This window comes from Martelella sp. FLE1502 (assembly GCF_053484255.1).
Window position 1 is genome coordinate 16,154 of record NZ_JBAKFQ010000020.1, and the last position, 13,852, is coordinate 30,005.

Sequence of the window (13,852 nt, forward strand, 5' to 3'; positions counted from 1 at the left end):
ACGGATATGGCGCCGCGTCTCTTAATGACAGCAAAACATGGAGCAGAGCGTGAACGAACCGGTCCGCACAGTCGCCGACATTATCGCCGCCAGCTATGAGGGGCTGACGCGGTCCGAGAAGCGGCTGGCCGACACCATCCGGGAAAACTATCCGGTCTCCGGTCTCGGCAGCATCACCACGCTTGCCGAAAACGCCGACGTGTCGACGCCAACGGTTGCCCGCATGGTGCAGAAGCTCGGCTTCAAGGGCTATGGCGAATTTCAGGCGCGGCTCCATCAGGAGCTCGAGGCAACGCTTTCCAACCCGATCGCCAAGCACGACCGCCTCGCCCGCAATGTTCCCGAAACCCATATCCTGAACCGCTTCGGCGAGGCCGCGATCGACAATATGCGTCGCACGCTGTCACAGCTCGACCAGGCGACCTTTGCCGGCGCCGCCGAGCTTCTCTCCGATCTCGATCGCGCGATTTATTTCGTCGGCGGTCGCATCACCGGTGCGCTGGCGAGCTATTTTTTCACCCATATGCAGGTGATCCGGCCGAAGACGACGCTGATGTCGTCCAACTCCTCCTCATGGCCGCAGCATATGCTTAACATGGCCAAGGGCGATGTGCTGGTGATCTTCGATATCCGCCGCTACGAGCAGGACATGGCGGTGCTGGCGCGGGTGGCGAAGGAGAACGGACTCGAAATCATCCTGTTCACCGACCAGTGGGCCTCCCCCGTCGCCAAATTCGCCCGCCACACCTTCCGCGTCAACATCGAGGTCCCGTCCGCCTGGGACTCCTCGATCGTGACGCTGTTCGTGGTGGAAGCGCTGATCGAGGCGGTGCAATCGAAGAGCTGGGACAAGACCCGCGAGCGCATCAGCGTGCTGGAGGGGCTGTTCGAGCAGAGCCGGCTGTTTCGCAAGCCGGGGTGAGAGGGATGTGCGGATGCGCAATCGGATCAAGCACACCGCATCGCCCAGGCACGGCGCAGTCTATTTCAGCCTATCGGAGATTCGTCTGCGCCTCAGCCCCAATCTCCCCACTTGAGGGGGAGATGTCGCGAAAGCGACAGAGAGGGGTACAGGGCGTAAGCCCTAAAAGCTGCATACTCCGTGCTCTCGGTAAGGGTTCACCCCTCTCTGCCCCTGTCGGGGCATCTCCCCATCAAGGGGGGAGATTGTGGGCGGAAGAGCTCTCACCTACCCTCGAAGACGCAAACAACTGAAAATGTTCTTAAAACACTTCAAAGGCTTAACCGAAAACCTTCAACCTGCCTGATAAGTCTTCACCCAAGCCTGTTCACAAACACCGTCACCACCGGCTTCTTGCCCCAGCACTCGTTTGCGGCGGCGCGGACGGAGCGGCGGATGGCTTCCTTGACCATGCCGAGGTCTTTTCGGCGTGAGCGCGGAATGCTCTCGACGGCGCCGAGGACGGCGTCGAACAGCACGTCTTCCATCTTCTCGTCGTCATCGTCGAAGCCCGGAAGGCCGATCGGCACGACATCGGGATCACCGGAAAACTCGAACTTGGAATTCAGCACGACATTGACGGAGACGTGGCCGACGAAGGAGAGCTTGCGGCGATCGCCGATGCCCATTTCGTCGAAGTTACCGATCAGCTTGCCATCCTTGAAGACGCGGCCCGCTTCGACATGGCCAATCACATCAGCCGGCCCCGGGGCAAGGCGCACCATGTCACCGTTTCGCACACGTGGAACCTGGGCGATGCCGCTCTGCTCGGCCAGTTCCTTCTGCGCGGTCAGATGCTGGGCCTCGCCATGGACGGGCACGAGGATCTCGGGTCGGATCCATTCATACATCTGCTTCAACTCGTTGCGGCGGGGATGGCCGGAAACATGCACCAGCGCCTCATTGTCGGTGAGGATATGCACGCCCTGCTCCACCAGACCGTTCTTGATCTCCTGGATCGCCTTCTCGTTGCCGGGAATGGCGCGCGAGGAAAACACCACGAGATCGCCGGCGGCGAGCGCCACATTGCGCATCTCGTCGCGGGAAAGCTTGGCAAGGGCCGCGCGCGGCTCGCCCTGCGACCCGGTGAGGATCGCAACCACCTTGTCGCGCGGGATATAGCCGAATTCGTCCTCGTCCACGAACGGCTTCACGCCTTCCATCAGGCCGAGATCGCGGGCGACCGCAACCGCGCGCTTCAGCGAGGAGCCGAGCAGCAGCACCTGACGACCGGCCTCGTCTGCGGCCTTCGCGATCGAGCGGATACGGCCGATATTGGAGGAGAAGGTGGTCAGCGCGACCCGGCCCTCCGCATTCTCGATCACCTTGCGCAGGCTTGCCGAAACCTCTTCCTCCGACGGCGAAACGCCGTCGCGCATGGCGTTGGTGGAATCGCACATCAGCGCCAGCACGCCCTCGTCGCCGATCGCGCGGAAACGGGCCTCGTCGGTCTTCGGGCCAAGCGTCGGCGCGTGGTCGATCTTCCAGTCGCCGGTATGGACGATATTGCCGAGCGGCGTGCGGATCGCAAGCGCCATCGGTTCCGGGATCGAGTGGTTGACGGGCACGCCCTCGATCGTGAACGGCCCGACATTGATGGTGTCGCCGCCCTTGAAGATCGTCACCGGGATTTCGCGCATCCAGCTGTCATATTCGCGCTTGGCTTCCAGCAGGCCGGCGGTAAACGGCGAGGCATAGACCGGCACGTTGAGGCCCGGCCAAAGCGTCGCGATCGCGCCGAAATGGTCCTCGTGCGCGTGGGTGATGATCATTCCCTTGAGATTGTCGCGCTGCTCGCGCACGAATTCGATATCGGGAAGAACCAGATCGACGCCGGGGAGATCCGGGCCGGGAAAAGTGACGCCGCAATCCACCATGATCCACTCGCGCTTTTTCGCAGGGCCATAGCCGTAAAGCGCCAGGTTCATGCCGATTTCGCCCAGACCTCCCAGAGGAAGGAAGACCAGTTCCGCGTTATTGTCCGCCATCAAGCGTTATCCATTTCCATTGTCGAAGAACACGTCGCCCGCAGCAAAGGTGCGCAGGCCGTCCTTCGTTTCCAGTTTCAGCATGCCGGCATCATCGATGCCGACGAAAATCCCCGAGACCTGCTCGCGGGCAAGGTTCACGGTAATACGTTCATTGATGCCGCAGGCTTGCTTGCGCCAGCGCGCCACCGTCTCGGCAAGGCCCCTACCCCGATCCCAGATCGCAAGTTCCTGCGCCATGGTATCGAACAGATGCGCAAACAGCGTGGCGGGATCGGCGCCTGCGACATAATCGGCAATCCGCGCGACCGGGTACGGCGCGTCGTCGGGGCCGATCATCACATTGACGCCCATGCCGATCACGACGGCCAGCCTGCCATCGGCAAGGCGCTCGGCTTCAAGTAGAATACCACAGACCTTGCGGCGGTCGATCAGGATATCGTTCGGCCATTTGATCGCGATTTCGTTGTCGTGACCGGCCATGACCCGCGAAATTGCGCCGTGAACGCCGAGTGCCGCCACCAGCGGCAGCGAGGCCGTCATCGCCTGGGGCGCGGGGTCCACAAGCAGAAGCGAGGCATAGAGATTGCCCCGCTCCGACGCCCAGTTGCGCCCGCGCCGTCCGCGTCCTGTCTCCTGCCGCTCAGCCGTCAGCCACAACAGGCCGGGATCACCGGCGCGCGCCCGATCCATCGCCTCGCTATTGGTTGAGCCGACGGTATCGAGCGCTTCATGGCGGTAGGCGTCTGCGGCGGAATATGCTGCCGCCATCCTAGAAGAGAGCCGCAGCGGCCTTGGCCGCGGCATCGTTCAGCGCGCCGCCGAACAGGAGATAGCCGATCGCGAAAATGCCGCTGATCCCGAAGACGAAGCGCAGCTCGCCGGCAACCCGCGAAAACTCGACGGACGGCTCGTCAAACCACATCACCTTGATCACCCTCAGATAGTAGAAGCAGGCAACCACGGAGGACACGATGCCGATGATGGCAAGCGTATAGAGCTTGGCATCGATGGCGGCCAGGAACACGAAATACTTGCCGAAGAAGCCGGCAAGCGGCGGCACGCCCGCAAGCGAGAACATCAGCGCGGTCAGCACGACGGCCATCACCGGCTTGGTGGTCGAAAGGCCGGCGAGATCGTCGATATTCTCGACATTGCCGCCTTCCTTCAAACGCATCGCCATGATGATCGCGAACACGCCGAGCGTGGTGAACAGGTAGATCGCCATGTAGAGCGCGACGCCCTTGACGCCCGCCTCGCTATCAGCGGCGAGGCCGACCAGCGCATAGCCCATATGGGTGATCGAGGAATAGGCCATCAGCCGCTTGATGTTGCGCTGGCCGATCGCGGCGAACGCGCCGAGCACCATGGAGGCGATCGCGATGAACACCACGACCTGGCGCCACTCGTCGGCGGCCGGGCCGAAGGCTTCGGTCAGAAGCCGCACGATGATCGCCATGGCCGCAACCTTTGGCGCGGAGGCGAAAAAGGCGGTGACCGGCGTCGGCGCGCCTTCATAGACGTCGGGCGTCCACATGTGGAACGGAACGGCGGAGATCTTGAAGGTGATGCCGGCCAGCACGAACACCATGCCGAAGATGAAGCCGAGACCGGTTTCGCCGGCCGAGATCGCGGCGGCGACCGGGCCGAAACCGATATTGCCGGTGAAGCCGTAGACCAGCGAGATGCCGTAAAGCAGCATGCCGGAGGACAGCGAGCCGAGCACGAAATATTTCAGCCCCGCCTCGGTGGACCGCAGGCTGTCGCGGTTGATGGCAGCGATCACGTAAAGCGGCAGCGACATCAGCTCGAGGCCCATATAGAAGGCGAGCATGTCGTTGGCCGAAGTCATCAGCAGCATGCCGGTGGTCGACAGCAGCATCAGCACCGGAAACTCGAAACGGTCGAGATATTCCGGCTCCTCGTGACCGACCGACAGGATCATCGACAGCGCCGCGCCGATCAGCGCGAGCGCCTGCATGAACAGCGTGAAGTCGTTGAACACCAGCGAACCGCCGAAGGCCGTGCCCTCGCCCGCCCAGAACAGCGCGCCGAAGGCCGCGATCAGCAGGAACACGGCAAGGCCCACGATCGTCTGGCCGCTCTTGCGGCCGGCGAACGCGCCGATCATCAGCAGAACCATCGCACCGAGCGCGAGGATCAGCTCCGGCATGATCAGCTTCAGACTTGAAAGTATGAGTTCCGATGTCATGTCCAAAAGATCCTGTCTCAGTATACCGGCAGCGCGATGTTCTTGGTCTGCTCAAGAACGGCGTCATAGTGTTGAACGATCTGCGCCACCGGGCCGTGGATCGCCGCGAAGATCGGCTCCGGATAGACGCCGAAGAAGATCGTCAGGAAGATCAGCGGATACAGCACGATCTTCTCACGCGTGCTGAGGTCCAGCAGCGCCTTCAGGCTGTCCTTCTCCAGTGCGCCGAAGATCACCCTACGGTAAAGCCACAGCGCATAGGCCGCCGACAGGATAACGCCGGTGGCGGCGAACAGGGCAACCCAGGTGTTGACCTGGAACACGCCGATGACCGTCAGGAACTCGCCGATGAAGCCGGAGGTGCCGGGCAGGCCGACATTGGCCATGGTGAAGATCATGAAGGCGACCGCGAATTTCGGCATGTTGTTCACGAGCCCGCCAAACGCCGCTATCTCACGCGTATGCATGCGGTCGTAGACGATGCCGACGCAGAAGAACAGCGCGCCCGAGACGATGCCGTGGGAGAGCATCAGGAAGATCGAGCCCTCAACGCCCTCGGTGGTGGCCGAGAACATGCCCATGGTGACGAAGCCCATATGGGCAACCGACGAATAGGCGATCAGCTTCTTCATGTCGGTCTGCATCAACGCCACCAGCGAGGCATAGATGATTGCAATGATCGACAGCGCGAAGATGAACGGCGCGAAGTAATAGGAGGCGTCGGGGAACATCGGCATCGAATAGCGCAGCACGCCGAAGCCGCCGAGCTTCAACAGAACGCCCGCCAGCACGCCCGAGGCGGCAGTCGGCGCTTCCACGTGCGCATCCGGCAGCCAGGTATGCACCGGCCACATCGGCATCTTCACCGCAAACGACGCGAAGAAGCCGAGGAACAGCCAGTATTGCATGTTGACCGGGAAATCATACTCCAGCAGCACCGGCACGCTGGTCGTGCCCGTCACCCAGTACATCGCCATGATGGCCAAGAGCATGAACACCGAGCCGGCGAAGGTATAGAGGAAGAACTTCAGCGATGCATAGACGCGTCGCTCATGCCCCCAGATGCCGATGATCAGATACATCGGGATCAGGCCCGCCTCGAAGAAGATGTAGAACATCACGATATCGAGCGACACGAACACGCCGATGATCAGCGTTTCGAGGATCAGGAAGGCGATCATATAGGCCTTCACCCGATAGGTGATGGCTTCCCACGAGGCGAGGATGCAAAGCGGCATCAGCACCGTCGTCAGCAGGATGAACAGCAGCGAGATGCCGTCGATCCCGAGATGATAGGAGATGCCCGTGCCAAGCCAGGGATGGTTTTCGACCATCTGGAAGTTCGGGTTCGACGGATCGAACTTCATCCACACGAATAGCGACACGATGAAGGTGAACAGCGTCGTCAGCAGCGCGACGTTGCGGATGTTCCTGAGCCCGGTCTCGTTATCGTCGCGGGTGAACAGGATCAGCACCACGCCGATAAGCGGCAGGAAGGTGACTGTTGAGAGAATTGGCCAGTCGCTCATTACCGAGCCCCTCCGAGCATCATCCAGGTTACAAGCGCGGCCACGCCGATCAGCATTGCAAACGCATAGTGGTAAACATATCCGGACTGCAGCTTGACGACGCGGTTGGTCACGTCGTTGACCCTTGCTGCAATCCCGTTCGGGCCGAAGCGGTCGATCACGCCGATATCACCCTTCTGCCACAGGAAGTATCCGAGCGCCTTGGCCGGCCTTACGAACAGGAAGTCGTAAAGCTCATCGAAATACCACTTGTTGAGCAGGAAGGCGTAGAGGCGCGGAAATGTCTTCGCCAGAGCCGGCGCGGAGGACGGCTTGATCAGGTACATGTAGATCGCGACCACCGTGCCGAGCAACATCGCGATGAACGGCGACAGCACCACCCACAGCGGCACATGGTGATGCTCATCGAGCACCTCGTTGTGCGGTCCGGTGAACAGCGCGCCCTTCCAGAACTCGCTGTAATCATGCCCGAAGAAATAGGGCAGGAAGACAACGCCCGCGAACAGCGCGCCGATCGACAACACGACCAGCGGTAGCAGCATGACCCAGGGGCTTTCATGCACGTGGTGCATGACATCGGAAGACGCGCGCGGCTTGCCGAAGAAGGTCATGAAGATCAGGCGCCAAGAGTAGAAGGCGGTGAAGGCGGCAGCAATGACAAGCATCCAGAACGAGAAGTTGCCGAGCGGGCTTGCCGAGACATAGGCCGATTCGATGATCGCGTCCTTGGAGAAGTAGCCGGCCGCCCCGATCGGCGTGCCGGGAATGCCGGCGCCGGTGATGGCAAGCGTGCCGATGATCATCGCCCAGAAGGTAACCGGGATGTGCTTCCTGAGCCCGCCCATGTGACGCATGTCCTGCTCGCCGGAGACGGAATGGATCACCGAGCCGGCGCACAGGAACAGAAGCGCCTTGAAGAAGGCGTGGGTGAACAGGTGGAACACGCCGGCCCCGAACGCTCCTGCCCCGAGCGCCGCGAACATGTAGCCGAGCTGCGAGCAGGTGGAATAGGCGATCACGCGCTTGATGTCGTTCTGCACCAGACCGATGGTCGCCGCGAAGAAGGCGGTGATCGAGCCGATCAGCGTGACGAAGGTGAGCGCCGTCGGCGACAGTTCGAACAGCGGCGACATGCGGGCGACGAGGAAGACGCCGGCGGTCACCATGGTTGCCGCGTGGATAAGGGCGGAAACCGGCGTCGGGCCTTCCATCGCGTCCGGCAGCCAGGTGTGCAGCAGGAATTGCGCGGATTTACCCATCGCGCCCATGAACAGAAGCAGGCAGACCGTGGTGATCGCGGTCGACACATCCATGCTCATGCCGAGGAAATGCAGAACGGAAACCTTGCCCTCGGCCGTCGCCAGCGTGACCTCGCCATTGGCGAGACGTTCGGCAGCCGAGAAGATCGGGTCGAAATTGATGGTGTGGGCGAGGAAGAACAGGCCGGCAATGCCAAGCAGAAAACCGAAGTCGCCGACGCGGTTGACGATGAAGGCCTTCATCGCGGCCGCACTCGCCGAAGGCTTCTTATACCAGAAGCCGATCAGCAGGTAGGAGGCAAGGCCGACGCCTTCCCAGCCGAAGAACATCTGTAGCAAATTGTCGGAGGTGACCAGCGCCAGCATGGCGAAGGTGAACAGCGACAGATAGGCGAAGAAGCGCGGGCGATGCGGATCGTCATGCATGTAGCCCACCGAATAGAGGTGGACGAGACAGGAGACCGTGTTGACCACGACCAGCATCACCGCCGTCAGCGTGTCGACGCGAAGCTGCCACAGGACGTCGATGTCGCCGGAGGTGATCCAGCGCATGACCGGAACCTGGATGACGAAGTCTTCCGCATGCGTGAGGAAGCCGACCGAGATGAACACATACCAGGACAACACGGCTGCGACCGCCATCAGGGCGATCGTCACCCATTCCGTGGCCTTGGCGCCGATACGGTTTCCGAAGAGGCCGGCGATGAGGAAGCCTAGGAGCGGCAGGAAGACGATGAGTTTGTAGATCATCTGGAAATCAGCCCTTCATCACGTTGACGTCTTCGACCGCGATCGAGCCGCGGTTGCGATAGAACACCACCAGGATCGCCAGACCGATGGCGGCTTCGGCCGCCGCGACGGTCAGAATGAACAGCGCGAAGACCTGGCCGACCATATCGTTCAGGAACGAGGAGAACGCGACCATGTTGAGGTTGACCGAAAGCAGGATCAGCTCGATGGACATGAGAATGATGATGACGTTCTTCCGGTTCAGGAAGATGCCGAAGACACCAATCGTGAAGAGTATGGCACTGACCGTCAGGTAGTGGGAAAGTCCGATTTCCATTGCGTTGTCCTTAGATCCCGTATCCCTGCAAATTCTCGTTCTTATATGCCCTGGCCAGGCTTGACCTTGACGGTCTCGTGCGCGCTTTCAGGCGTGCGCGCAACCTGCTTGGCAATGTTCTGGCGCTTGACGTCCGGGCGATGCTTCAGCGTCAGCACGATCGCGCCGATCATGGCAACGAGCAGGATGAGGCCGGCCACCTGGAAGAAATAGGCGTAATGCGTGTAGATCACGTCGCCCAGCGCGCTCACGCTCGAGCGGTCGGCCGGCATCGGCATCGCCGTGTTGGCGGCGATATCGGTCGGAATGAAGCTGCCGCCGACGACCACGATCAGCTCCGCCAGAAGCACGATCCCGATCAGCGCGCCCACCGGCGCATAATGCAGAATGCCGGACCTGAGCTCGGCGAAGTCGATGTCGAGCATCATCACCACGAACAGGAACAACACCGCCACCGCGCCGACATAGACCACCAGCAGAAGAAGGCCGAGATATTCCGCGCCCGCCAGGATGAATAGCGCCGCCGCATTCACGAACACGACGATCAGGAACAGCACCGAATGAACGGGGTTCTTCGCCCAAATCACCATGAACGCCGACGCCACGGCGACGAACGCGAAAATATAGAAAAAAAGAGCATGGAGACCCATGATGGTGCCTTCTCTTCGTGGTCGCAGCGGCTCCCGCCGCTATCACATTTGTAAAAGCCCCGCCGCCGGATGCGGCAGGCCCTTCATTTCAGATCTATCGAACCGCCGGGCGAAATCCACCCGCCCGGCCTCTCCTTACCGGTAAGGCGCATCCATCGCGATGTTCTTCGCGATCTCGCGTTCCCACCGGTCGCCATTGGCGAGCAGTCGTTCCTTGTCGTAGTACAGCTCCTCGCGCGTCTCGGTGGCGAACTCGAAATTCGGCCCCTCGACGATTGCTTCCACCGGACATGCCTCCTGGCAGAAGCCGCAATAGATGCACTTCACCATATCGATATCGTAGCGCACCGTGCGGCGCGTGCCGTCATTGCGGCGCGGGCCGGCCTCGATGGTGATCGCCTGCGCGGGACAGATCGCCTCGCACAATTTGCAGGCGATGCAGCGTTCTTCGCCGTTCGGATAACGGCGCAGCGCATGCTCGCCGCGAAAGCGCGGGCTCACCGGCCCCTTTTCGAAGGGGTAGTTCACCGTCGACTTCGGGCTGAAGAAGTAGCGCATCGTCAGAAAGAACGCGCCGAAGAACTCCTTCAGGAAGAGCGCGTTGAATGCCTGAGCGACAGAACCCATTTCACAATCTCCATTGCGGTGTTGCGAAAAACACCTGCATCAGCCGACCCAGCCGGTCAGTTTGACGACGAAAGCGACGATCACGACCATGGCGAGCGATAGCGGAAGGAAGACTTTCCAGCCAAGACGCATCAGCTGGTCATAGCGGTAGCGCGGCACGAAGGCCTTGACCATGGCGAACATGAAGAAGCACAGGCACACCTTGATCAGGAACCAGATGACGCCAGGGATCCAGTTGAGCACCGCGACGTCCAGGATCGGCAGCCAGCCGCCGAGGAACAGCGTGGTCGTCAGCGCGCACATCAGCACGATCGCGGCATATTCGCCGAGCATGAACATCATGTACGGGGTCGAGCCATATTCGACCATGAAGCCGGCAACCAGCTCCGATTCCGCTTCCGGAAGGTCGAAGGGCGGACGGTTGGTCTCGGCCAGCGCCGAAATGAAGAACACGATGAACATCGGGAACAGCGCCAGCCAGTTCCAGTCGAGGAAGGACGGCGGCAGGCCAAGCATGGTGCCGAGGCCGGTTTCCTGCGCGAACACGATATCCGAAAGGTTCAGCGAGCCGACCGTCAGCAGCACGGTGACGATCACGAGGCCGATCGAGACTTCGTAGGACACCATCTGCGCTGCCGAACGCAGCGAGCCAAGGAAGGCGTATTTCGAGTTCGAAGCCCAGCCGCCCATGATCACGCCGTAGACCTCAAGCGAGGAAATGGCGAAGATATAGAGAATCCCGATATTGATATTGGCGATCACCCAGCCCTCGGCAACCGGCATCACGGCCCAGGTCGCAAGCGCGAGCGTCACCGAGATCAGCGGCGCCAGCAGGAACACGACCTTGTCCGAGCTCGCCGGAATGACCGGTTCCTTGAACACGAACTTCAGAAGGTCGGCAAAGGACTGCATCAGACCGAAGGGACCGACCACGTTCGGGCCGCGACGCATCTGCACCGCCGCCCAGATCTTGCGGTCGGCGAGCAGGATGAAGGCGATGCCGACGAGCAGCAGAACCAGAAGCAGCAGCGACTGGCCGATCATGATCAGCGCGGGCCAGAGATACGTCCAGAAAAAAGAATCCATTGCTCCGTCCTTACTCCGCTGCCGCCTGGAAATTATTGCGCGCCAGCGCCGAGCATTCGGCCATGACGGCAGACGCCCGGGCAATCGGGTTGGTCAGGTAGAAATCGGTGACCGGCGATACGAAACCGGAATCACCAAGGTCCCCACCTCTGCCGGCCAGCGTTTCGATGGCGTTGATATCAGCGTCAGCGATCTCGTCAAGCGCGGCGAGGTGCGGAAATTCGCCATAAAGCGCAGCGCGCAGCGCGCCGAGCGAGTCGTAAGGCAGTGCCTTGCCGAAAACGCCCGACAGCGCGCGGATGATCGCCCAGTCCTCGCGGGCATCGCCAGGGGCAAAGCCGGCACGGTTGGTCATCTGCACCCGGCCCTCGAGATTGACGTAAGTGCCGGATTTTTCGGTGTAGGTCGCAGCGGGCAGAACGACATCGGCGTTCATCGCGCCGGCATCGCCATGGCTGCCGATGTAAACGGTGAAGCCGGCCTTCTTCGCCGAGAAGTCAAGCTCATCAGCGCCCAGCAGGAACAGCACGTCCATGTCGGAAAGCATCGAAGCGGTATCGGCAGCGCCCTCGCCCGGCACGAAGCCAATATCGAGACCGCCGACGCGCGAGGCCGCCGTGTGCAGCACCGCAAAGCCGTTCCAATCGGCTGTGACGGCGCCGATGTCCTTTGCGATCGCCGCAGCCTTGGAGAGGACCGCCGCGCCATCCGCGCGGGCAAGCGCGCCGGGGCCGACCAGCACGATCGGACGCTCGGCCTTCTTCAGCACGTCCATGAAATCACTGGAAGCCAGATCGGCAAGCGAGGACGGGCCCGCGCCGAGATAGCTCACGGGATAACGCAGATCGGCATTCTCGCCGATCACGCCGATCGGGAAATTGCCCTTGCGCGACCGCTTGCGGATACGGGCGTTCAGAACCGAGGCCTCGAAGCGCGGATGGGAGCCGATGATCAGCAGCGCATCGGCATTCTCGATGCCTTCGATGGTCGGGTTGAAGACATAGCCCGCGCGACCGGCGGCCGGATCGAGTGCTGCGCCATCCTGACGACAATCGATATTGGCCGAACCGAGCGAGGCCATCAGGCCCTTCAGCGCGTACATTTCCTCGACGGCAGCCAGATCGCCGGCGATCGCACCGATCTTCTCGCCCTTCACGCCATCGACCTTGGCCTTGATCGCGGCAAAGGCATCGGCCCAGCTTGCGGGCTGAAGCCTTCCGCCCTGGCGGATATAGGGCTTGTCGATGCGCTGGGTGCGCAGACCGTCCCAGATGAACCGGGTCTTGTCGGAAATCCACTCCTCGTTCACCTGCTCATTGATGCGCGGCATAATGCGCATCACTTCTCGGCCACGGGTATCGACGCGGATCGCCGAGCCAACGGCGTCCATCACGTCGATCGATTCGGTCTTGTTCAGCTCCCACGGACGCGCGGTAAAGGCAAACGGCTTGGAGGTCAGCGCGCCGACCGGGCAGAGGTCCACGACATTGCCCTGAAGCTCGGACGTCATCGCGCGCTCGAGATAGGTGGTGATCTCGGCATCCTCGCCACGACCGATAAGGCCAAGCTCGGAAATGCCTGCAACTTCAGTGGTGAAGCGGACGCAGCGCGTGCAGTGGATGCAGCGGTTCATCACGGTCTTCACCAGCGGGCCGATATACTTGTCCTCGACGGCGCGCTTGTCCTCGCGGTAACGCGAACTGTCGATGCCGAAGGCCATCGCCTGGTCCTGCAGGTCGCATTCGCCGCCCTGGTCGCAGATCGGGCAATCCAGCGGATGGTTGATGAGCAGGAACTCCATCACCCCTTCGCGCGCCTTCTTCACCATCGGCGTCTTGGTGAAGATTTCCGGCAGGGAGCCATCCGGCCCGCCGCGGATATCCTTCACGCCCATGGCGCAGGAAGCGGCCGGCTTCGGCGGTCCGCCCTTTACCTGAATGAGGCACATGCGGCAGTTGCCGGCAATCGACAGCCGCTCGTGAAAGCAGAAGCGCGGGATTTCGGCGCCTGCCTCCTCCGCCGCCTGCAGCAGCGTGTAGTGGTCGGGAACCTCGATTTCCTTGCCGTCTACAATCAGATTTACCATATCCGTTTTTCCCGCTTCGCCAATGATCCCTGTAAGACCGTCGGCATTCCATTCTCGATTGCGTCCGCCCGGCTTTCCGGGCCCCGCCTCAAGCCTTGTGTTCTTTCCACAGCGCCAGCAACGCGCCGACATCGATGCCGTTGATCGTCATGCCGTGCAACCGGCATTCGCTGATCGAGACGCCGGAAAGATTGGCATCCGTCACCGTCATGCCGGAAAGGTTCGCGTCCGTGACCACCATGCCGGAGAAGTTGGCGTTGCTCACCTTCCAGCCCGACATGTTCACGTTGTGAAACTTCGAACCAGACAGATCCACATCATCAAACGCCGAGCCCGCCAGGCAGCTCTTGCTGGCGTCGATGCGATCAACCTGGTCGTGAAACTTCAT

The 13,852-nt window shown here is 61.5% G+C and carries 12 protein-coding genes; 1 reads left to right on the forward strand and 11 read right to left on the reverse strand.

Annotation, left to right across the window (positions count from 1 at the left end; all coding sequences use genetic code 11):
- Positions 1–37 precede the first annotated feature (37 nt).
- The gene (locus V6767_RS16145; protein WP_448474418.1) at positions 38–922 is read left to right on the forward strand and encodes a MurR/RpiR family transcriptional regulator; all 885 of its coding nucleotides are present in this window, start codon (positions 38–40) and stop codon (positions 920–922) included.
- Positions 923–1,275: 353 nt separating this feature from the next.
- Here the strand turns inward: V6767_RS16145 and V6767_RS16150 are convergent, their stop codons facing one another.
- From V6767_RS16150 to V6767_RS16200, 11 genes are all read right to left on the reverse strand, one after another.
- Entirely contained in the window at positions 1,276–2,949 is a 1,674-nt protein-coding gene (locus V6767_RS16150; protein WP_448474419.1) for a ribonuclease J, read from the reverse strand.
- Positions 2,950–2,955: 6 nt separating this feature from the next.
- Positions 2,956–3,720, reverse strand: a complete 765-nt coding sequence (locus V6767_RS16155; RefSeq protein WP_448474420.1) for a biotin--[acetyl-CoA-carboxylase] ligase — start codon at positions 3,718–3,720, stop codon at positions 2,956–2,958.
- Between the two features lies 1 nt (position 3,721).
- Entirely contained in the window at positions 3,722–5,161 is a 1,440-nt protein-coding gene (nuoN, locus tag V6767_RS16160; protein ID WP_448429369.1) for an NADH-quinone oxidoreductase subunit NuoN, read from the reverse strand.
- Positions 5,162–5,178: 17 nt separating this feature from the next.
- Positions 5,179–6,690 carry an NADH-quinone oxidoreductase subunit M gene (locus V6767_RS16165; RefSeq protein ID WP_448467088.1) on the reverse strand — a complete coding sequence of 504 codons (1,512 nt, stop codon included), beginning with the start codon at positions 6,688–6,690 and terminating at the stop codon, positions 5,179–5,181.
- On the reverse strand, positions 6,690–8,699 hold the full coding sequence (gene nuoL / locus V6767_RS16170; RefSeq protein ID WP_448474421.1) for an NADH-quinone oxidoreductase subunit L: 2,010 nt from the start codon (positions 8,697–8,699) through the stop codon (positions 6,690–6,692). The genes V6767_RS16165 and nuoL overlap by 1 nt, the downstream gene beginning before the upstream one ends.
- A 7-nt stretch (positions 8,700–8,706) precedes the next feature.
- Positions 8,707–9,015: an NADH-quinone oxidoreductase subunit NuoK gene (gene nuoK / locus V6767_RS16175; RefSeq protein WP_018064310.1), complete on the reverse strand. Its 309-nt coding sequence runs from the start codon at positions 9,013–9,015 to the stop codon at positions 8,707–8,709.
- Positions 9,016–9,056: 41 nt separating this feature from the next.
- Positions 9,057–9,665: an NADH-quinone oxidoreductase subunit J gene (locus V6767_RS16180; RefSeq protein ID WP_448474422.1), complete on the reverse strand. Its 609-nt coding sequence runs from the start codon at positions 9,663–9,665 to the stop codon at positions 9,057–9,059.
- Positions 9,666–9,800: 135 nt separating this feature from the next.
- On the reverse strand, positions 9,801–10,292 hold the full coding sequence (gene nuoI / locus V6767_RS16185) for an NADH-quinone oxidoreductase subunit NuoI (RefSeq protein ID WP_448474423.1): 492 nt from the start codon (positions 10,290–10,292) through the stop codon (positions 9,801–9,803).
- Positions 10,293–10,331: 39 nt separating this feature from the next.
- Positions 10,332–11,378 carry an NADH-quinone oxidoreductase subunit NuoH gene (gene nuoH / locus V6767_RS16190; RefSeq protein WP_448474424.1) on the reverse strand — a complete coding sequence of 349 codons (1,047 nt, stop codon included), beginning with the start codon at positions 11,376–11,378 and terminating at the stop codon, positions 10,332–10,334.
- A 10-nt stretch (positions 11,379–11,388) separates the two neighbouring features.
- Positions 11,389–13,464 carry an NADH-quinone oxidoreductase subunit NuoG gene (nuoG, locus tag V6767_RS16195; RefSeq protein WP_448474425.1) on the reverse strand — a complete coding sequence of 692 codons (2,076 nt, stop codon included), beginning with the start codon at positions 13,462–13,464 and terminating at the stop codon, positions 11,389–11,391.
- Between the two features lie 88 nt (positions 13,465–13,552).
- On the reverse strand, positions 13,553–13,852 hold the full coding sequence (locus V6767_RS16200) for a pentapeptide repeat-containing protein (protein WP_448474426.1): 300 nt from the start codon (positions 13,850–13,852) through the stop codon (positions 13,553–13,555).

Coding starts and splice junctions, on each gene's coding strand:
- V6767_RS16145 (WP_448474418.1), top strand. CDS start 38: ATGGAGCAGAGCGTGAACGAACCGGTCCGCACAGTCGCCGACATTATC.
- V6767_RS16150 (WP_448474419.1), bottom strand. CDS start 2,949: ATGGCGGACAATAACGCGGAACTGGTCTTCCTTCCTCTGGGAGGTCTG.
- V6767_RS16155 (WP_448474420.1), bottom strand. CDS start 3,720: ATGGCGGCAGCATATTCCGCCGCAGACGCCTACCGCCATGAAGCGCTC.
- nuoN (WP_448429369.1), bottom strand. CDS start 5,161: ATGACATCGGAACTCATACTTTCAAGTCTGAAGCTGATCATGCCGGAG.
- V6767_RS16165 (WP_448467088.1), bottom strand. CDS start 6,690: ATGAGCGACTGGCCAATTCTCTCAACAGTCACCTTCCTGCCGCTTATC.
- nuoL (WP_448474421.1), bottom strand. CDS start 8,699: ATGATCTACAAACTCATCGTCTTCCTGCCGCTCCTAGGCTTCCTCATC.
- nuoK (WP_018064310.1), bottom strand. CDS start 9,015: ATGGAAATCGGACTTTCCCACTACCTGACGGTCAGTGCCATACTCTTC.
- V6767_RS16180 (WP_448474422.1), bottom strand. CDS start 9,665: ATGGGTCTCCATGCTCTTTTTTTCTATATTTTCGCGTTCGTCGCCGTG.
- nuoI (WP_448474423.1), bottom strand. CDS start 10,292: ATGGGTTCTGTCGCTCAGGCATTCAACGCGCTCTTCCTGAAGGAGTTC.
- nuoH (WP_448474424.1), bottom strand. CDS start 11,378: ATGGATTCTTTTTTCTGGACGTATCTCTGGCCCGCGCTGATCATGATC.
- nuoG (WP_448474425.1), bottom strand. CDS start 13,464: ATGGTAAATCTGATTGTAGACGGCAAGGAAATCGAGGTTCCCGACCAC.
- V6767_RS16200 (WP_448474426.1), bottom strand. CDS start 13,852: ATGAAGTTTCACGACCAGGTTGATCGCATCGACGCCAGCAAGAGCTGC.